Source organism: Paenibacillus terreus (genome assembly GCF_042138595.1).
GTDB lineage: Bacteria > Bacillota > Bacilli > Paenibacillales > Paenibacillaceae > Paenibacillus > Paenibacillus terreus.
The window spans coordinates 582,038-602,559 of the sequence record NZ_JBHIRX010000002.1 but is presented as its reverse complement, the minus strand read 5'-3'; the positions used below and the strand labels follow the sequence as shown (position 1 = coordinate 602,559).

The 20,522-nt window shown below is 51.4% G+C and carries 15 protein-coding genes and 1 tRNA gene; 1 reads left to right on the top strand and 15 read right to left on the bottom strand.

Annotation, left to right across the window (positions count from 1 at the left end; all coding sequences use genetic code 11):
• Positions 1 to 45: 45 nt before the first annotated feature.
• From ACE5KN_RS06960 to ilvB, 12 genes are all read right to left on the bottom strand, one after another.
• A complete protein-coding gene (locus ACE5KN_RS06960; protein WP_375528457.1) occupies positions 46 to 2,433 on the bottom strand; it encodes a hypothetical protein in 2,388 nt (795 codons plus the stop codon).
• A gap of 181 nt (positions 2,434 to 2,614) precedes the next feature.
• Positions 2,615 to 5,059, bottom strand: a complete 2,445-nt coding sequence (gene pheT / locus ACE5KN_RS06955) for a phenylalanine--tRNA ligase subunit beta (protein ID WP_375528458.1) — start codon at positions 5,057 to 5,059, stop codon at positions 2,615 to 2,617.
• A gap of 27 nt (positions 5,060 to 5,086) precedes the next feature.
• Positions 5,087 to 6,121, bottom strand: coding sequence for a phenylalanine--tRNA ligase subunit alpha (gene pheS / locus ACE5KN_RS06950; protein WP_375528486.1), 1,035 nt, complete (start codon positions 6,119 to 6,121; stop codon positions 5,087 to 5,089).
• A gap of 518 nt (positions 6,122 to 6,639) precedes the next feature.
• A tRNA-Gly gene (locus ACE5KN_RS06945) sits at positions 6,640 to 6,713 on the bottom strand.
• Positions 6,714 to 6,829: 116 nt separating this feature from the next.
• Positions 6,830 to 7,789, bottom strand: coding sequence for an aldolase catalytic domain-containing protein (locus ACE5KN_RS06940; RefSeq protein WP_375528459.1), 960 nt, complete (start codon positions 7,787 to 7,789; stop codon positions 6,830 to 6,832).
• Positions 7,790 to 7,928: 139 nt separating this feature from the next.
• Complete coding sequence (locus ACE5KN_RS06935) at positions 7,929 to 9,035, bottom strand: ATP-binding protein (RefSeq protein WP_375528460.1); 1,107 nt, start codon at positions 9,033 to 9,035, stop codon at positions 7,929 to 7,931.
• 259 nt (positions 9,036 to 9,294) lie between these two features.
• Positions 9,295 to 9,705: a hypothetical protein gene (locus tag ACE5KN_RS06930; protein ID WP_375528461.1), complete on the bottom strand. Its 411-nt coding sequence runs from the start codon at positions 9,703 to 9,705 to the stop codon at positions 9,295 to 9,297.
• 401 nt (positions 9,706 to 10,106) lie between these two features.
• The gene (locus tag ACE5KN_RS06925; RefSeq protein WP_375528462.1) at positions 10,107 to 10,646 is read right to left on the bottom strand and encodes a peroxiredoxin; all 540 of its coding nucleotides are present in this window, start codon (positions 10,644 to 10,646) and stop codon (positions 10,107 to 10,109) included.
• Positions 10,647 to 10,887: 241 nt separating this feature from the next.
• Entirely contained in the window at positions 10,888 to 11,964 is a 1,077-nt protein-coding gene (gene leuB, locus ACE5KN_RS06920; protein ID WP_375528463.1) for a 3-isopropylmalate dehydrogenase, read from the bottom strand.
• Positions 11,965 to 12,246: 282 nt separating this feature from the next.
• On the bottom strand, positions 12,247 to 13,239 hold the full coding sequence (gene ilvC / locus ACE5KN_RS06915) for a ketol-acid reductoisomerase (protein WP_355316769.1): 993 nt from the start codon (positions 13,237 to 13,239) through the stop codon (positions 12,247 to 12,249).
• A 160-nt stretch (positions 13,240 to 13,399) separates the two neighbouring features.
• Positions 13,400 to 13,882 (bottom strand): acetolactate synthase small subunit, encoded by a 483-nt coding sequence (gene ilvN, locus ACE5KN_RS06910; protein WP_375528464.1) that lies wholly within the window; start codon positions 13,880 to 13,882, stop codon positions 13,400 to 13,402.
• A 1-nt stretch (position 13,883) separates the two neighbouring features.
• On the bottom strand, positions 13,884 to 15,629 hold the full coding sequence (gene ilvB, locus ACE5KN_RS06905) for a biosynthetic-type acetolactate synthase large subunit (RefSeq protein WP_375528465.1): 1,746 nt from the start codon (positions 15,627 to 15,629) through the stop codon (positions 13,884 to 13,886).
• 549 nt (positions 15,630 to 16,178) lie between these two features.
• Here ilvB and ACE5KN_RS06900 point away from each other — a divergent pair.
• Positions 16,179 to 16,724, top strand: a complete 546-nt coding sequence (locus ACE5KN_RS06900; protein ID WP_375528466.1) for a GNAT family N-acetyltransferase — start codon at positions 16,179 to 16,181, stop codon at positions 16,722 to 16,724.
• A gap of 135 nt (positions 16,725 to 16,859) precedes the next feature.
• Here ACE5KN_RS06900 and ACE5KN_RS06895 read toward each other — a convergent pair whose 3' ends face one another.
• Genes ACE5KN_RS06895 through ACE5KN_RS06885 form a run of 3 tightly spaced genes read right to left on the bottom strand, consistent with a single transcriptional unit; the run spans position 16,860 to position 20,430 of the window.
• Positions 16,860 to 17,819, bottom strand: a complete 960-nt coding sequence (locus ACE5KN_RS06895) for an ABC transporter permease (protein ID WP_375528467.1) — start codon at positions 17,817 to 17,819, stop codon at positions 16,860 to 16,862.
• A complete protein-coding gene (locus ACE5KN_RS06890; RefSeq protein WP_375528468.1) occupies positions 17,820 to 18,899 on the bottom strand; it encodes an ABC transporter permease in 1,080 nt (359 codons plus the stop codon). It lies immediately after the preceding gene.
• Positions 18,892 to 20,430 carry an ABC transporter ATP-binding protein gene (locus ACE5KN_RS06885; protein ID WP_375528469.1) on the bottom strand — a complete coding sequence of 513 codons (1,539 nt, stop codon included), beginning with the start codon at positions 20,428 to 20,430 and terminating at the stop codon, positions 18,892 to 18,894. The genes ACE5KN_RS06890 and ACE5KN_RS06885 overlap by 8 nt, the downstream gene beginning before the upstream one ends.
• Positions 20,431 to 20,522 lie beyond the last annotated feature (92 nt).

Genomic DNA, 20,522 nt, shown 5'->3' with positions numbered 1-20,522 from the left:
CGTCCTGACTTGCAGCCGGGACGGCTTGGTTTATTCTGTTCACGGTCACTGGTCCTGCTCAATCAGTTCGATCCACTCGTTATACTCCGTCTGAAGCTTCGAATATTCCTCCTGCAGCTGCTCCAGCTTTTCCGCAAGGCTTTCCGTTTTCTCACGCTCCATATCGCGCTCCACCTGCAGCAGTCTCAGCTGATGGGCAGCCAGCTCATAGCGCTCGCCGATCTCAGCCATCTGGGATTGCAGCTCCTCCCGTGCTTTTGCCACGGACTGCAGCTCAGTCAAGGTGTCCTGCTTCTCGCGGTTCGCTTCGGCCACCTCCTGCTGCAGGCGCTCCCTAACCTCGACTGCAGATGCAACCTGCTGCTCCCAGGCAGCCAGTTCTTCCTGGCGGCGGGCTTCTTCCGCACGGATCTGCTCAAGCTCCGCGAGCTTCTCCTCATATTTGATCTGCCATTCGACAGCTTCTTCCTCTGCCTGTTCAAGCTGTGTCCGCTGCTCGGCGGCTTGTCTGTTCAATCGTTCAAGCTCGGCCTGAAGCTGTTCGGACAGCTCCTGCAGATTTGCGGTCTTCTCATGCAGCTGCTCATATTGATGGTCGCTCTGTGCGGCAAGCTCTGCTGCCCGGTCCGCTTCAGCACGCACCGATTTCAGGGCTTTTTGCTGCTCCTCCATCTCTGCCTGCTGCTCCGCAATCCGCTCCTGCAGCCGGTTATTCCGCTCTCGCGCTTCCTCCGCCTGCTTGAGTACATCGGCCATCTCTTCTTGCTGCAGGCCAATAACCTGCTCAAGCTCGGTGATCCGGGCTGTCTTCTCGTTCAACTCCCGCTGGCGACGTTCCACTTCTGCCGCATGTTTCTTCACCTGCTCGCGGGCCGTCTGTTCGTTCTTGGACAGCTCGGCCATTTCAGCCTGCAGTTGCTCAATAGTCTGTTCAAGCTGGCCAATCCGATTTGTCTGCTCATTCAACTCCCGCTGGTGCCGTCCTACCTCCGCTGCATGCTTCTCGGCCTGCTCGCGGGCCGTCTGCTCATTCTTGGACAGCTCGATCACTTCCGCCTGGAACAGTTCAATAGTCTGCTCAAGCTCGGCGATCCGGTTCGTCTTCTCGTTCAACTCCAGCTGGCGATGTTCCAGCTCTGCCGCATGCTTCTTGACCTGCTCGCGGGATGCCTGTTCATTCTTGGACAGCTCGGCCACTTCCGCCTGGAACAGTTCAATAGTCTGCTCAAGCTCGGCGATCCGGTTCGTCTTCTCGTTCAACTCCAGCTGACGATGTTCCAGCTCTGCCGCATGCTTCTTGACCTGCTCGCGGGACGCCTGCTCGTTCTTGGACAGCTCAGCCATTTCAGCCTGCAGCTTACGTACCGAGACATGAGCCTGTTCAAGCAGTTTCTGCATCCGTCTCTGCTCTTCCTCCCCTTTGGCGGAAGCCTGCTGCAGCCGCTTTAGTTCCGCAGCCTTCTCATTCACCTCAGCTTGAAGGGTTTGCAGCTTGCGGACCGAGATTTCTTCGGCAGCAGCCGCTTCCTTCAGCCGATCCTCAAGCTCCTGGCGCACCGCTTCAGCTTGCTGCACCTGTTCTGAAGTGCCATGCAGTTCTTCGGTCAGCAGCTGCTCGCTTATTTCCAGCTCCTCCATACGGTTCCGGAGCTGCTTGAGCTCCTCTTCATATTGCTGCCGGCTTTCAGCTTGCGAGGACTCGGCCTGCTGGCGCTGTGCCTGCTCCTCCTGCAACGAAGCCAGTATCTGCCCCTTCTCCTCCTCCAAACGCTTGCGAAGAACAGCCGTTTCCGCCTGCCAGGCCGCCTTCGCCTTCCGCTGTTCTTCGTTCAGGCTTGCTTGCAGCCGCTCGTTTTCCGCTTGCAGCCGTGCTGCATATTCCTTCTCAGCGGCTGCCAGCTTGGCTTCTGCCTGTCTGGCCGCTTCCGCCAGCTTGCTCTGCGCGTCGATCCGTGCCTGCTCCTTCTCTTTAAGGAGCTCGGCCTCCTTCTTCAGCTGCTGCTCCAGCCGGTTCTTCAGCTCGGCCTTCTCCCGGGCGGCATTTTGTTCAGCCTCCGCCAGCCTGGTCAAGGCTTGCTGCTTCTCCTGCGCGATACGGTCGCCCGACTCCTGCAGAGCCGCATTCTTCTGCTGCTGTTCCCCGAGCAGGGTTTGCAGTCTGGCCAGGTCTTCGCGCAATTCGGAGCGCTCCTCGATGATGCGGTTCATTTTCCGTTCGGTTTCCTGGGATCTGATCGCTTCCTCCGCCATATGAACGGCCGCGAGAACCGCGATCCGCGGGATATCCAAATGAGCGTGGGCTTGGGCTATCGTATGCATTCGTTCATTTACATAGCTTGCGACCTGTTTCATATATTCTGAACTGCTTCCAACAAGTTTATAGGAATTTCCGTATATCTCAACGGTAACGCGCGTGCGATCCGGTGTAGTCACAATAAAGCCCTCCTCCAGTTCTGTGTGTTGATTCTAGGGTGTCTGTTGTTCGTTTTGGCTTATCTTATATTTTGCAGGTTATTTCATGTCTGATCAAGTCTGGTGCACGGCTGGCACATGCTAAAAAAAGCCACACCGAACCTCTTCACCTAAGATTCGATGTGGCTTGACTTATCTCCTGCTACTTTCTTAATTCAGCGCCAAAAGTTTGTTCCAGCGCCGCAACGATCCGGCTGTGCGTTTCGTTGATCTCCTCATCGGTCAATGTCCGCTCACGATGGCGGTACAGCAGCGCGATGGCGATGCTTTTCTTGCCTTCACCAAGCTTGCTGCCTGTAAATACGTCAAACACACGGGCTTGGGTCAGCAGTTCGCCTCCGTTATCACGGATCACACGCAGCAGTTCGCCTGCCTCCATCGCTTCGTCAACAACAACCGCAATATCCCGTTCAACGGAAGGGAAGCGGGTCAGCTCCTGATAACGGATTGCGCTGTTTCTGTGCCGGATGACCGGCTCCAAAGCGATTTCCGCCACATATGTGTCCTTCAGGTCATACTGCTGCTGCAGCTCAGGATGAACCTGACCTACCGTGCCGATCAGCTCCGATTGCCCTCCGGTCTCAAGATACACGGAGGCGGAACGTCCAGGGTGGTATCCTGCCGGGCTGTCAGCGGTATAACGCACCTTTCCTTCGAGTCCCACATAGTCAAATAATGTTTCAAGAGCACCTTTGATATCAAAGAAATCGACTGATTCCGCAGCTACATTCCACTGTTGGCCGCGGCGTTTGCCCGTAAGCAGCAGACCGAGCACAGGGATTTCCTGCGGCTGCCTGGTCAGTGTCTGCTCTGCACTGAAAAACACGCTGCCAATCTCAAAGAGAGCCAGGTCCTCCTGCTTCCGGTTCATGTTATATACCGAAGCATCCAGCAGCTGAGGAATGATGCTGGTGCGCAGCACACTGCGGTCTTCGCTCATCGGCATTGCCAGCGCCACCGGATGGCTGCCGGCCGTAAGCGCAGAATACTGCTTCGTACGATCCGGATGAATAAAGGAATAGCTGATGACCTCCTGCCATCCGCCATGAACAAGCAGGCTGCGCAGAGAACGGCGCAGGGCTTGCGCAGGGGTGAGCGCCCCCGGCGTTGTCGGCCCTTCGATTGCTGTGGTTGGAATATTGTCATACCCGTAGAGACGAGCCACCTCTTCAATCAAGTCCACATCCAGCGTAATATCGCCACGGCGTGTCGGAACCTGCACCTCCAGCAGACCATGCTCCTTATCACCACAAGGGAAATGCAGACGGCTGAAAAGGGTTTTCACTTCCAGCGTGGACAGATCGGTCCCCAGGTAACGGTTCAGCTTCTCCAACGACAAGGTGATAATGCGCGGAGTTGTGCGGGCTTCATTAAACTGGACAATTCCCTTCTGTACGGCTCCGCCGGCGTAGCGTTGAATCAGCACAGCGGCCCGGTTGAGCGCCGGGATTACTGCCCCCGGGTCGACCTCCTTCTCAAAGCGCAGGCTTGCTTCGGAACGCAGGCCCAACTGACGGGATGTTTTACGTACGGTTCCGCCGTCAAATTTCGCCGACTCCAGCACGATATCAACCGTGTCCGCCGTAACCTCCGAGTTGGCGCCGCCCATGACGCCCGCCAGCGCCACCGGCTTCTCTCCGTCGGTAATCAGCAGCATATGAGGCTCAAGCTTGCGTTCCTGATCGTCCAGTGTAACAAGCGTCTCACCTGAGCGGGCGAGGCGGACTTCAATCCGTCCGTTCAGCTTGGCCGCATCAAAGGCATGCAAGGGCTGCCCGTATTCCAGCATCACATAGTTGGTGATGTCCACAATGTTGTTGATCGGACGGATGCCGGCAGCCATCAGGCGATTCTGCATCCACAGCGGGGAAGCCCCGATGCTCACCCCTGTGATCACGCGTGCCGCATAGTGGGTGCACAGTTCAGGAGCCGCCACGGATACTGAAAGATGTGCTGCCGCCGGATCAGCCGTTTCAATCAGGTTCTGCTCCGGATCAGGTAGCTTGATGTCTCTCCCAAGGATTGCGCTCACCTCATAAGCAGCGCCCAGCATGCTGAGGCAGTCAGAACGGTTCGGAGTCAAGTCGAATTCCAGCACCTTGTCGTCCAGGCCAAGCAGCTTTTCGATCGGAGTGCCCAGCTCAGCGTCTGCCGGTAGAACAAGAATGCCTTCCTGCTGCTCCTTCGGCAGCAGCTTGTCGTTCATGCCCAGTTCCTTCGCGGAACAGATCATGCCTTGAGACTCAACGCCGCGCAGCTTGGCTTTCTTGATACGGAAATCGCCGGGCAGCACAGCCCCGATCACGGCTACCGGCACCTTCTGGCCAGCGTCCACATTTTTGGCGCCACATACGATCTGGAGGTCTTCGCCCTGTCCCACGTCAACGACGCAGACATTCAGCTTGTCCGCATCCGGATGCTTCTCTTTGCTTTTTACATAACCGACCACAACGCCGGTAACGCCTTTGTTCCGGTTCTCCACTGCATCGATTTCAATCCCCGCCCGGGTAATGCGTTCAGCCAGCTCCTCAGCGGTTACCTGATCAAGCGATATATAGTCAGACAGCCATTCGGTTGATACTTTCATGTACGCTCACTTCCTTTTATCCGAGTATTAATTGCGTGCGAACTGCTTCAGGAACGCCATATCGCTGTTGTAGAAATGGCGGATATCGTCAATGCCATACTTCAATATCGCGATCCGCTCTACACCCATGCCGAAGGCAAAACCGCTGTATTTCTCCGGATCGTATCCGCCCATCTCCAGCACCTTCGGATGCACCATGCCGCAGCCCAGAATTTCCAGCCAGCCCGTTTGCTTGCACATCCGGCAGCCGCTGCCGCCGCACTGTACGCAGGTAACATCCATTTCGGCACTCGGCTCCGTGAACGGGAAGAAGCTCGGACGCAGGCGAATCTGTGTCTGGCTGCCGAACATTTCGCGGGAAAACTGCAGCAGCGTTCCTTTAAGGTCGCTCATCCGGATATTTTCACCGATGACAATGCCCTCAATCTGATGGAACTGAAAGGAATGGGTCGCATCATCGTCATCGCGGCGGTACACCTTGCCTGGGCAAATCACCTTCAGCGGGGTTTCACCTTGCATGGATTGCATCGTCCGCACCTGCACCGGTGAAGTATGCGTACGCATTAACAGCTCCTCGGTAATGTAAAAAGAATCCTGCATATCGCGGGCCGGATGGTTTTTCGGCAAATTGAGCGCTTCAAAGTTGAAATAGTCCGTCTCCACCTCCGGGCCTTCCGCTACGCGGTAGCCCATACCGAGGAAAATATCTTCGATTTCAGCGATGATCTTGTTCAACGGATGAACTCCGCCCTGCGGCATCTTACGGCCAGGCAGTGTAACGTCCACGCGCTCTGCGCGCAGCCGCTCCTCTGTCTCAGCCTGCTGGAACGCCTGCTGTTTGGATTCAATAATGCCTTCAATGGCACCGCGCACGTCATTGGCCACCTGGCCAATGACCGGGCGCTCCTCCGCGCTCAAGCCTCCCATGCCGCGCAAAATTTCAGTCAGCGCTCCCTTTTTGCCCAGATACTTGACGCGCAGGTCGTTCAGTTCCTGGGGATCGGAAACCTGCTCCAGCTGGGCCAGAGCCTCAATTTTTAATGCTTCCAGCTTTTCCTTCATCATTCCTGATGCCTCCTTTGTGTAATCACCCGGTAGTCCGGTATGTACGCAACAAAAAAAGGCCCTTTCTCCCGTAAGGGACGAAAAGACCGTGGTACCACCCTTGTTAGACGATCGAATCATCACGGATGTCAATCCATAATTCATCAACAATCGTCTCGCTCTGCACGCTGTAACGGCCGTGAACCGGTACCCCCTACTTTCCTACGGTCGCAATGGTGCGTCATGTTCAGGGGACTGCTCCGGAGTGAACTTCAACAGGTCTGTATCTGCAGAAACGCTCTCAATCTGCGGCGTTTCCTCCCTGTGCGCCAGGCACTGCCTACTCTCTCCATCAAGGCATTTATCGATTTTTTCACGAATTTGCAAAAGGCTATGATTCATTATAGGCCAAACCATCGGCGCATGCAACCAGCATTAGCCCTGTTGTTCAATTCCCGGTCACCGCTTTAACTGTCCCGGATATGGCAAACAAAAAAAGCCCCTGCTTGCAAGGGCCGGCTGTTCATCATCAATTATGGAGCGGGTGATGGGAATCGAACCCACGCTACCAGCTTGGAAGGCTGGAGTTCTACCATTGAACTACACCCGCGTGACTTATTAAATCATATTCGAGACTGATTAATAATATAACTTAACCACAAGGAAAATGCAACCAACAAAAAAAGCGCATCATCCGAAGATCATGCGCTTCCTTGTAAAACCGGACTATTTTTGATCAAACGACACTTCAGGAGTCGTCAGCTTATCGTAGAAATCAACAGCCTTGTCTTTGTCCTCCGAAGCTCGTAAAGCCATGGCCGAACGCGGATGTTCATCCAGCGTGCCTGTAATCATGTAAGGAATGATGTATCCCCATTCTTCTTTCTCACGGAGCGGGATCATCAGCTTCTCAATGACATCAAGCACCGGGCGCAGCTTATAATGCGTATGCTTCAGATGGGTTACCAGCAGCTCGGTCGGGCAGTTGCCAGCCGCGCGTCCCATGCCGTACACGGATGCATCCAGCAGCTCCACACCCTGCTCGGCAGCAATCAGCGTATTGGAGAAAGCAAGCTGCAGATTGTTGTGCGCGTGAATGCCCAGGCGCTTGTTGGGCAGATGCTTTTTGAATTTTTCGGTCAGATGCAAAATATCTTTATGGTCCAGGCTTCCGTAAGAATCCACGATGTACACAACATCCACTACACTGTCTTTAATAAGCTCGAAGGCTTCCAGCAGCTCATGCTCCATCACGTTGGAAAGGGCCATGATGTTGATCGTGGTCTCATAACCGCGTTCATGGAAAATGTTGACCAATTCGATCGCCTTATCTACATCCTTGATGTAGCAGGCCACCCGAATAAGGTCGAGCAAACTTTCGCTGCGGGGAAGAATGTCGTTCTCGTCCACACGGCCGATATCGACGAGAGCCGACAGCTTGGTATGCCCTTTTTGGGGAATGACCTTGCGTAGAAATTCATCGTCCAGGAAGCGCCATGGGCCCGCTTTGTCCGCGCCTTTGAGCAGCTTCGGGGAATTTTTATATCCGATTTCCATATAATCGACACCAGCATCATTCAGTCCGGCGTACAGTTGCTGAACAAATTCCACACTGAAATCCCAATTGTTAACCAAGCCGCCGTCCCGGATGGTACAATCCACGATTTTACTGTTATTCGTCTTCATCTGTCAGTTACTCCTTCCACAAAACCAAATCTATTTCCACTCATCATACTTGAACGGGTCAGCAAAAGTAAAGGTAAAATGAAAAAGGACCATCCCCAGCCTGAAAGCTTTTTGGGAACGGTCCTATCATCCTTTCTCGTTACTGCACCAGAGGCAGAGATATCCGAAACTCGGTTCCTTCCCCTTGACTGCTATTGACATGAATAAACCCGCCATGATTTTTAATAATTCTGTAACTTACGGATAATCCGAGGCCTGTCCCGCTCTCTTTGGTCGTAAAGAACGGATCGAACAGTCTCGAGAGTGTATGGCGGTCCATCCCCTGACCGTTATCCGCAATCGAAATATCCGCATAGCGCCCTTCCTTGGCCACTGCAATCTGAATGGTGCCTGGACGAACAACATCCACGTTTTGAATGGCATCCATTGCATTTTTGATAATATTTAGAATGACCTGCTTGATTTGCTTGACATCAATGGAAACCCTAAGGGGATCAGGGTTATCCACCAATATAATTTCGCAGTCCTTCATCAGCGCTTCACTTTCGGTCAGCAATGCAACTTCCTTGAGCAGACTGGAGACGGGAAGAACGGTTTTCTGAGGCGCCGAGGGCTTGGACGAATTCAGAAATTCATAAATAATATCATTCGCCCGGTCGATTTCCGAGAGGATGATCTTGGCATATTCATCCTTGCCAAGCTGCAGAAGATGGGGTCTGAGCAGTTGAATAAAACCCCTGATAGCTGTGAGAGGATTCCTGATCTCGTGAGCGATGGAAGCGGATATTCGCCCAAGCATGGCCAGCTTGTCATTCTGGTAAGCGGTCTGCTCAATTTGCTTGTAATCCGTTACATCCTTCACGCTGAACAAAATATCGCCATCCAGTTGATCTCCATAGGTTACAGTAATCAGCCAATGGCGTCCGGACTCGTCAATCAGCTCATGATAGCGCTTTCGGTGGAAGATGGTCTCACGGTAAATTCTCAGTATCTTCTTGCGTTTGAAGCGATTCAGCTCCGGATGCTTCAAAATATTGACAAGGCTGCATCCCGTCAATGCTGCTCTGGACACTTCAAGAAGCTTGGCCATCTGGACGTTAACGAACGTCACCACACCTTCGTTGTCAAAAAGCATAATCCCGCTGTCTAAATGCTCCAAAACATTTTCATATTTATTGTTGACTAATTGGGTGGATTGAAAAGGTGAGATCGAATCAACCATCGTTTCATGAAATCCGTTGATCATGCCGGGGTCCCCCTTGTACCGGTTGATAAACTGGCCGTTTCGGGCATCTGCAAACCAACAATAAAAACAAACAACCACCAATTTCCAATTGCCTCGTATTTTTATGATAGACAACATTGCTGTTTTCAGTCAATCGAAAATCCTGTCGAACGCATAAATTTTTTCAACCTGTTTTTTTGCGTATTGGCGAAAAAAAGAAGCCTCCGCACAGCGGAAGCTTCCTCCTTTTGCCTCTTGCGAGCGACGATATACCTACGTGCTAGCTTTTGTTATGCTGAAGCCGGGAGCGCCTCTGACTCATGACCGCCAGCCTTCTTTTCAGCTCTCCCTGCCACTTCTCGTCCCCGATTTGCTTGGCAACGGTAAGCAAATCCAGCGAGATATCGATCTGCCGCTTCACAATTTCAAGCGGGTCCTCACTTTCTCTGCTGACACAGTTCTCAAAGATGGTATCCTCGTCTTCCATCACATAGTCCTGGAAATCAATTTCTGTTGCACCGTCCCCATGCGCATATTCCGCAAGGATCTCGTACTCGTTCTCCACACGATAATGTACTTCAATACGCTGACATACCGGGCAAACCAGCAAGGGTACGTTATGAACCTGCGTACGGTAATGCTTCAGCGTCCCTTTGGTTCCCACCATACTTGCTCCGCAGCAAAAACTCATCTGGCGCTCACCCTCCTCTGAACATAACCTGGTTTACTTCTATCGTCCAAACCATGTATCCGACGCAGCAAAAACGGCAATGTCACTATTATGATATTTGCTTTTTCTTACTACCCTATTCGCTCTGTAAGTGCTTAATTCCTTCCGTCACCCTTAAAACGTATATTTCTTAAGATTATCGAATTTATAAGTTTTCAGCGGAGCTGAACAATTCTGTAATCGCAAGAAAAACTACTGCTAAACGCGGTCTGGCTTCTTTGAATTACGTCGATAGACGTTTTTCTTATTTCAACGATTTACTGCATATTCAAACAGCATTAGACGAAATGCATCATGCAGGCAAGCAAGCCCCCAAAAGTCGGCAATAACCGCTATTGGGGGCTTGAAAATCGATTCAACTATTACAGGTTTTTATCGCCAGGCTTCCAGTTCATTGCGCACAATCCGCCGGATTGCAGTGCTTGCAGCACACGCAGAGTTTCTTCAACGCTGCGGCCAATATCGTTATGGTTAACAACCTGGTATTTCAGTTCACCGTCAGGATCGATAATGTACAGACCACGCAGCGCAACGCCTTCTTCTTCGATAAGTACGCCATAGTCGCGCGCAACTTGTTTTGTAATGTCGGAAGCAAGCGGGAAGTTCAGCTGTCCCAGACCGTTGCTGTCCTTCGGAGTATTGATCCAAGCCTTGTGGCTGTGTACGGAGTCAACACTTACACCCAGGATTTCAGCATCCAGTTCTTTGAACTGGGAGTATGCTTCACTCAATGCTGTAATTTCAGTAGGGCATACGAAAGTGAAATCAAGCGGATAGAAGAAGAATACGAGCCATTTTCCGCGGTAATCAGACAGCTTGACATGACCAAACTCTTGTCCATCACCTGAAACAGTTTCCATCGTAAAATCTGGAGCCGGTTTACCAACTAATCTTTCTGCCATTTCTGCAAAATCCTCCTTTGAACTATGTAAGAAAAACATGAGTGTTTTTCTTGATTCACTGTATTGTTTCGAAAAACATTATTTTCATTGAAAATGTTATCATCCGACTTCAACAAAGTCAATATTATAAGGATTATTTTTTTATAATTAATATAAATAAGACAATAATTCGACAAAATGCTGCTGCAAAAAAACAGCCTGGCTCTCTGCTGTTATGCAGCCAGGCTGTTCGGGTTCGCGCTTATTTCATTGCAGCGGCAATCAGGTCGCCCATTTCAGTAGTAGAAATTGCTTTACTCTTGTCTGTCGCGATATCGGTTGTGCGATGCCCTGCATCAAGCACCTCTGCAACGGCTTTTTCAATAGCATCCGCGGCTTTGTCATAACCGAACGTCAGACGGAACATCAGAGCTACCGACAAAATCGTTGCAATTGGATTGGCCAGTCCTTGACCGGCAATATCCGGTGCAGAGCCATGTACCGGCTCGTACAGTCCAAAGCTTCCTTCCCCAAGGGAAGCCGATGCCAGCATGCCGATGGAACCGGTCAGCATGGCCGCTTCATCGCTCAGAATGTCGCCGAACATATTTTCCGTCACGATCACATCGAAGCTTGCCGGACGGCGCAGCAACTGCATTGCACAGTTGTCGACAAGCACATGCTCCAGTTCGACATCCGGGTATTCCGGTGCAATCCGGTTTACCACTTCACGCCATAAACGGGACGTTTCGAGCACGTTGGCTTTGTCCACCGAAGCCAGCTTTTTACGGCGCTTCTGTGCAATTTCAAACGCCTGACGGACAATGCGCTCTACCTCCTTTACATTATATACACAGGTATCAACCGCTTCCTGTCCGCCTTCACCTTCACGTCTGAACTTTTCACCAAAATAAATTCCGCCCGTCAGCTCGCGGACCACCATCAGGTCTGTTCCTTCCAGTACTTCCGGCTTTAAGGTGGACGCGTCCTTCAGACAATCAAAAATGACAGCCGGACGCAGATTGGAGAACAATCCCAGCTCCTTGCGAATGCCGAGCAGACCTGTTTCCGGGCGCAGCTCCTTCGGATTGTTGTCCCATTTCGGGCCTCCTACTGCCCCAAGCAGAACGGCATCCGCCGACTTGCACACCTTTAAAGTATCCTCGGGAAGAGGCGTTCCCTTCTCGTCGATGGCAATTCCGCCGAACAGAGCATGCTCGGTTTCAAATGAATACCCGTAAAGCTCTTCCGCCCGTTTCAGGATTTTTTCCGCTTCTGCCACCACTTCCGGACCGATTCCGTCTCCGGCGATTACAGCGATTTTTTTTATTTCGGCCATTTCCGTCACTCCTCTTGTTCTTGTGAGCCGTTCCAGCCCATTGCTATTATCCTTTTTATCATATCTGACATAGCTTTGACCAAGATATACAATCTATCAGTTTAATAGGCTTTGCCTATAACCATGTACCAGTAAACTTACTGCCCGATATAAAAAAGAGATCCCTTCCACCATCCTGTTCGGGGATCTCTTGCCAAACCGCAATGCGGCTCATACATAAGCATGGCCGCATTGTAGGGATATCATTATGATTGCCGGTATTGAAAACAGCTGCAATCCGTTTTATTTCTTGATCCAGTGCATCATTTCACGCAGCTGACCGCCCACAACTTCGAGTTGGTGGTTCGCTTCGTTGCGGCGCGTTGCTGTCAGGAAAGCACGGCCGGATTGGTTTTCGAGAATGAAGTCACGCGCGAATTTACCCTGTTGGATATCGGTCAGAACCTCTTTCATCGCTTTCTTCGTCTCTTCGGTTACGATGCGCGGACCAGTGACATAGTCGCCGTATTCCGCCGTGTTGCTGATGGAATCGCGCATGCTGGCAAGGCCGCCTTCATACATAAGGTCAACGATCAGCTTCAGCTCGTGCAGGCACTCAAAGTAAGCCATTTCAGGAGCATAGCCTGCTTCAGTCAGCGTTTCAAAGCCTGCTTTAACGAGTGCGCTCACGCCGCCGCACAGTACAGCCTGCTCACCAAACAGATCCGTTTCGGTTTCTTCACGGAAGGAAGTTTCAATAACGCCGGCACGGGTACAGCCGATGCCTTTCGCATAAGCCAGTCCGATTTCTTTTGCTTGACCTGTTGCATCCTGCTCAATAGCGATCAGACCTGGTACGCCAAAGCCTTCAACATACGTACGGCGAACCATGTGACCCGGAGATTTCGGAGCCACGAGCAGCACGTCGCTGTCCTTTGGAGCCACGATTTGACCGAAATGCACGTTGAAGCCGTGGGAGAACATGAGCGCAGCGCCTTTTTTCAGGTTAGGCTCAATTTCATTTTTGTACACGGAGGCTTGAGTTTCGTCAGGCATCAGAATTTGCACAACATCTGCGCGGCTTACAGCATCCGCAACCGGCAGTACTTCAAAGCCGTCATTTTTCGCCGCCTCAAAGGATTTGCCTTCACGCAGGCCGATGACAACGCTCAGGCCGCTGTCGCGCAGGTTTTGTGCTTGAGCATGGCCCTGGCTGCCGTAACCGATGACGGCAATTGTTTTTCCTTTCAATACGCTAAGTTCTGCATCTTTTTCATAATACGTTGTCACTGGCATGGTAAAAATTCCTCCTTTTAATTGAACCCTTCATAATGAGCGGGTGTTCCAAAAGACTCACGGCGGAGTCTGCTGGAACTCCCGCTCATTGAGGGTCATGTACACTTTATTCTTTTAATGCTTTAAAAGCGTTGAACTACTAAAGTTTGCAAGTGTTTTTTCACAAGTTTCCGCGTACCATGGCGGTTACACCGGTTCTGGATAGCTCCCGGATTCCATATGGCTTCAACAGCTCGATCATCGCATCAATTTTGTCGGTATCCCCGACAACCTGAACCATGAGACTCGAGGTGCCAATATCGACAACGGAAGCACGGAACGTTTCGACAATTCCCATAATTTCAGGCCTTTGCGGCGGTTCAGCCTTAACCTTAATCAATGCAAGCTCGCGTGCAACCATTGGCTTGGAACTCAAATCGATCACCTTAATGACGTCAATCAGCTTGTAAAGCTGCTTTTCGATCTGTTCAAGCGTATGTTCGTCTCCTGGAGTTACGATGACCATCCGGGAGAGCCCGGCTTCTTCAGACGGACCGACGGTTATGCTTTCAATGTTGAACCCCCGCCGGCTGAAGAGACCGGATACCCGCTGCAGAACACCTGGCTGGTCATTCACCAGAACCGCAATCGTATGCTTCATCATGTTACTCGTCCCCCATCAGCATTTGATCAATAGCCGCGCCCTGTGGCACCATCGGATATACATTCTCTTCCTTGGCGACCACAAATTCCACGAGAACGGGGCCCGGTGTATTCATCGCTTCCTGCCATGCTTCGCGGGCTTCGTCTTTGTTCCGGGCTCGGAAGCCTTTCACCCCATAAGCTTCAGCCAGTTTGACAAAATCAGGGCTGCCGGCAAGATCGATGTGGCTGTAACGGTTATCGTAAATCAGCTCCTGCCACTGCCGTACCATGCCAAGCACCTGGTTGTTGATGACGACGATTTTAACAGGGATGTTATTGATGGCGCATATCGCCAGCTCCTGCGAACACATCTGCATGCCGCCGTCCCCGTTGATTGAAATGACCAGTCTGTCCGGATGGGCCATCTGGGCGCCGATCGCGGAAGGGAAGCCAAAGCCCATCGTTCCAAGTCCGCCGGAGGTTACCCAGGAGCGCGGCTTGTTGAACTTATAGTACTGGGCAGCCCACATCTGGTGCTGACCGACATCTGTCGTTACGATGGCTTCGCCCTTGGTCGTTTCATCCAGCATTTCAATAACCCACTGCGGCTTCAGTTCTTCATCGGAATCGCGGTAGCTGTACGGCTTTTCCGCTTTCCACTCCTGAACTTGCTTCCTCCAGGCATCCGCTTTGTCCGCCCGCTTTACTTCCTGATTGGCGATTTCAAGCACCGTTTTCACATCACCGACGATGGGGATGTCAGTCGGCACGTTTTTGCCGATCTCGGCAGGGTCGATATCGATATGAACAATTTTGGCCTTCGGTGCAAACCCATCAAGCTTGCCGGTAACGCGGTCATCAAAGCGCGCCCCGATGTTGATCAGCAGATCCGCATTTTGAATGGCCAGGTTGGATGTATAAGTTCCGTGCATCCCCGGCATTCCCGTCCACAGCTCATGACCGCTCGGGAAACCACCCAGGCCCAGCAGTGTTGTCGTGATCGGTATTTCCGAACGTGTGACAAACTCATAAAGCGCTTCATGGGCTCCGGAATAAACCACGCCCCCGCCCGCCAGAATCATTGGGCGTTCGGCCTCGCTGATCGCCTGGATCAGCTTGTCAACCTGCAGCTTGTTGGGTACGACACGAGGATTGTAGCCGCGCATCGCAACAGGCTCGGTTTGAGGTACAAAGAGCGTTTTGGCAGCTGATACGTCCTTCGGAATGTCGATGAGAACCGGGCCTTTGCGGCCTGTATTCGCAATATGGAATGCCTCATGAATGATTCTTGGCAGCTCCTCGACGTCCCGCACCAGATAACTGTGCTTGGTGATCGGCATTGTGATCCCCGTAATGTCGGCTTCCTGGAAAGCATCCGTCCCAATCAGCGAGGAGACTACGTTACCGGTGATGACTACCAGCGGCACGGAATCCATATAAGCAGTTGCAATTCCAGTGACCAAATTGGTTGCCCCCGGTCCGGAAGTCGCAATACATACGCCAACTTTTCCGCTTGCACGGGCATATCCGTCAGCAGCATGGATAGCACCCTGTTCGTGACGGGTCAGCACATGCTTGAAATCCTCGAAGCCGTACATCGCGTCATAGATATAGAGTACAGCCCCTCCCGGATAACCGAATACACATTCAACACCTTCCAGCAGCAGGCTGCGCAGCAGGATTTCCGAGCCTGAGATGACTTCAGGCTTCATCCATTTTTCTCGTAATTCATCGGTTGACCTTGCCTCAGGGATTTGAGCACTCATGAGTCTTCCTCCTTCTTGTAGATTACACAAATCTTACATTCGCAAAAAACAAAAAAACCTTTCGCCCCTTCCAGCAGATTCAACTGCTGACGAGGGACGAAAGGTTGTGACTTCCGTGGTACCACCCAAATTTGTCTGACACCTCACGGTATCAAACCTTGGCAGGTATAAAAAACCATCGATGTAAAGCGCCATTTTTTATACACTGACGTCTGTAACGTAGACTGTACGATTCCCCCTAATAAGCTCTGGTTCACAGCCTTTCAGGGAAATAGCTCCGAGGTGAGCTCGTATGTAAGGGGTATTGGTGGAATTTTCAGCTGATATTCCACTCTCTGGACAACAGGGCCCTTATAACTTCGTCCTCTTCATCGCCGATATGTTCATGCAATTCTTAAAATGTTTAGACACATTATATGACCCCTTTGCAGGGATAGTCAATAGTTTCGTGAACAAAAAATGATCTTTATTTTTTAGCTAGGTTGATTAATCCCTATTTGGGCACCGATTCAATGTACTGCCTATCACGTAAAAAAGGGATGCGAGCATATGCTGTGGCAAGGCATATCTTACCGGCCGCCATTTACAGGCAATGCCGGAGCAGCAGGTATTTTCCGGCCGCCACATGGGAGGAATTGTTCAACCATGATCCGCCTCCGTAAGAAAAACGTGGACGACAGACAGATCAGGAAATTGGTCGATCGTGAGTTAGTTCCATTATCTCACATGCATCCCTCGCTTATACAGAAAACCCGTAAAGAGCTTCCCCATCGTCTTGATCAAGGTATCACCTTTGTTTCATATGAAAACGATCCAAAGATTGTTAACGGTTTTATTCATCTGCTGCTGTACCCGCGCACAATGCTCATTGATATGCTGGCTGTCGCTTCAAGGGCTCAGGGAAAAGGCTGCGGAAAATCCCTCATATCCCATGCCGAAATGCTGGGCCGCAACAAGGGCTGCGAATTCGCGAGACTGCTGGTGGACGATGATAATATACGTGGAATACATTTCTACAGGAAGCAGGGCTACTCCATTTTACGTCATGACTCCTGGAATCGCTGCTATGAAATGAGCAAAATGCTGTTTCCCTAACACAAAAGGACCTCACAATCCACCATCAAGTGAATTGCGTGGTCCTTTCTCTTAAAGAAATTTAACTCTACGTGTGGCTAAAAAATCACAAACAGACTCATGGGACAGCCCCAACTCCCAGATGATTCACACGGTTTAACGTTTGCCAGGATCATATGGCTGTCCAAGGGCTGCAGGAGCGCTTGAACGGCCCACCGCGCCTACCAGCACAATGATCGTGAGTAAGTATGGCAGCATGAAAATAATTTCCTGGGGAATACTTTGCGACCAGGCAAACAGCTGCACATAGTTGCGGATCGCTTGCGAAAATCCGAAAAATACGGCAGCCCCGAAGGCGCCAATGGGATTCCATTTCCCGAAAATCATGGCCGCGATCGCAATATAACCTTGCCCCGAAATCGTATTATGCGAGAAGGTACCTGTCGTTGTCAGCGTGATGGTTGCCCCGCCAAGACCGGCAAGCGCTCCGCTGATCATAACGCCGATATACCGCAAACGGTTAACTTTGACACCAACGGTATCTGCTGCACTCGGATGCTCGCCGACTGCGCGCAGACGAAGACCGAACGGTGTCTTGTACAAAACATACCAGCCGGCAATAACAAGGATGATTGCCAGATAAGTTGTTGGATAGGCGTTAAAGAACACACTGCCGATAAACGGGATATCCGTTAGCCCCGGGATATTCAGCTTGTTAAAGCCCTGAATCAATTCCGACTCGCCTGAGCCATTGAACAGGAGCTTAACCAGGTAAAGGGTGCTGCCGGCAGCCAAAAAGTTGATGACGATACCGCTGATCACCTGGTCCGCCTTGAAGGTAATGGACGCAACTGCATGAATCAGTGAAACGATCACGCCGAATACGATCGCAGCAAGCACTCCAACCCACGCCGCGGCCGTTCCGCCCATTCCGGCATCTTCAGCGTAATATCCGCCAATTGCAGCGGCAAAGGCTCCAAAAATCATCAAGCCTTCAATCCCCAGATTCGTGACACCGGACCGCTCCGAAAATATCCCGCCCAGCGATGCAAAAATAAGTGCTGTCGCAAAAACGAGTGTCGTATTGATGATTTGGCCGAGTGTTATGAGGTCCATTTACAACACCTTCTCTTTCTTGCGTTTGGAATAGAACGGCTTCAACACCCAGCGCACAATTCCCTGAGCCGCTATAAAGAAAATGATTGAGCCAATCACAATACGCGTAATTTCAGGTGGCACATCCGCTGCGAAGCTCATGCCTGCAGAGCCATAAGTAAGCGTTCCAAACAGCACTGCGCCCAGCAGAACACCGAACGGGTTGTTCATGCCAATCAGTGCAACCGCAATGCCGTCAAAACCCGTCCCCGGCGAGCTGGCCATCACTGACTGATAATGGAACACGCCCAGCACCTCAAACGCCCCTGCGAGCCCAGCGAACGTTCCGCTGATAAACATGGCTTTGACAATATTCCGGTCAACATTCATGCCTGCATATCTCGAAGCATCCTGGTTGAAGCCTACAGAGCGCAGCTCATAGCCCTGCTTTGTTTTCCATAAAAAGATATAGAAAAATACCGCGGCAGCCACTGCGATCAGCGTTCCCCAATGCACGCGCGCATTGCCCATCATTTGGGACAGCCAATCGATTGAAATTGACGCCGTAGGCTGAATATCAACCGAACGGTTCTGCCCTTCCAGAAGCATAAACCGGTTAATCACCAGATTCGCAGCGTAGAGTCCGATCCAGTTCAGCATGATGCAGGTAATAACTTCATTCACGCCGCGCTTGGCCTTGAGATAGCCAGCCAGAGCTGCCCACAGTCCGCCGAATAAAGCTCCGGCAATGACCGCCAGCGGCGCATGAATAAACGCAGGCAGACCCTTAAGCTGAATTGCAACTACGGAAGCAGCCGTCATGCCGATCAAAAACTGTCCTTCACCGCCGATGTTGAACAGACCGGCTCTTGCGGCAAATGAAAAAGCCAAACCCGTCAAAATCAGAGGTGTCATTTCCCGAATAGCTTCGCCAAAGTTATATGTGTCCCCATAGACACGCTCAAAGAGCGCTCCGTACGCCTCAATCGGATCATAACCTCCGAGCAGCATAACCAGCGCACCCAGCACGAGGCCCATAATAATAGCGACAATAGCGAGAATGAAGGAGTCTTTTGTAAACAACTTCAGAAAATTAGCCATGCTCTGCTCCTTTCTTCACCGTACTGCCTGCCATCATCAGACCCAACTCCTGATCATTTGTTTCTTCCGGAAGCACTTCGCCGACAATCTGGCCTTCATAAATAACGGCAATTCGGTCTGAAACATTCATAATTTCATCCAGCTCAAATGAGATCAGCAGTACGGCTTTGCCCTGATCGCGCTGTGCGATCAGCTGCTGCTGCACGAACTCGATCGCCCCGACATCCAGACCGCGCGTCGGCTGCGCAGCAATCAACAAATCCGGATTCTTGTCAATCTCACGCGCAATAATCGCTTTCTGCTGGTTCCCCCCCGACAAGGAGCGCGCTTTCGTCTGAATGCTTGGTGTCCTCACATCAAAGCGTTCGATCAGGCTTTTGGCCTGTTCATTGATCGCATCATAGTTCAGGAACCCATTTCTGCTGTATGGCGCTTTGTAATAGGTTTCCAGCACCATATTTTCGCTCATGGAAAAATCCAGTACAAGCCCGTGCTTGTGCCGGTCTTCAGGAATATGGGAAACCCCTGCTTCCGATACATGCCGTGGGCTCAAATTCGTAATGTCTTTGCCGAGCAGAGCCACTGAACCGCTGTCCACTTTACGCAGTCCGGTCAAAGCCTCGATCAGCTCGCTCTGCCCGTTCCCGTCCACTCCGGCAATGCCAACAATTTCTCCAGCCTTAACCTGCAGGCTCAGCCCGTTCAGTGCGGCAATCCCGTCCTTGTTTTTGGAAGTGAGACCCTTCACGTCCAGAACAACCTTGCCTGGCTTCGCCGGAGCCTTGTCCACTTTAAAGGACACACTGCGGCCTACCATTTTCTCTGCCAGTTCATTCGGTGTCGTCTCCGACGTTTTCACTGTATCTATAACTTTGCCTCTGCGGATAATCGTGACCGTATCGGAAATATGCATAATTTCTTTCAGCTTATGAGTTATCAGAATGATGGATTTGCCTTCGGCGACAAGCCTTTTCATAATGTCCATCAATTCGTTGATTTCCTGGGGGGTCAGAACAGCCGTCGGTTCGTCAAAAATGAGGATATCCGCACCGCGGTATAATGTTTTAATAATTTCAACCCGCTGCTGCATGCCGACCGAGATGTCCTGTATTTTCGCATCAGGGTTGACCTGCAGACCATACTGCTCCGACAGGCGTTTCACTTCAGCAGCAGCTTTTTTATAGTCAAGCTTGACTCCCTTGCGCGGCTCTGAGCCAAGTACGATATTTTCCGTTACTGTAAAAGGCTGTACAAGTTTGAAATGCTGATGCACCATGCCTATGCCCAGCTCGATGGCTCTGTTGGGGCTATCAATCGCAACCGGCTTGCCGTCTACTTCGATAGTTCCCTCTTCAGGCTGGTACAGGCCGAACAGGATATTCATAAGCGTTGATTTCCCCGCTCCGTTTTCACCAAGCAGAGCATGAATCTCTCCCTTGTGCAGCTTCAAGCTGATGGAGTCGTTGGCGACGATGCCGGGGAAGCGCTTCGTGATTTGCTTTAACTCAACGACGGGAGTCGCTGCATCCATGAGATCACCCTTAAAGTTTTAATTGGTAATGATTAGGGAGCTTTGCTCCAAACGTAAGAACAAGGCCGGTCATTGTGAACCAGCCTTGTCTT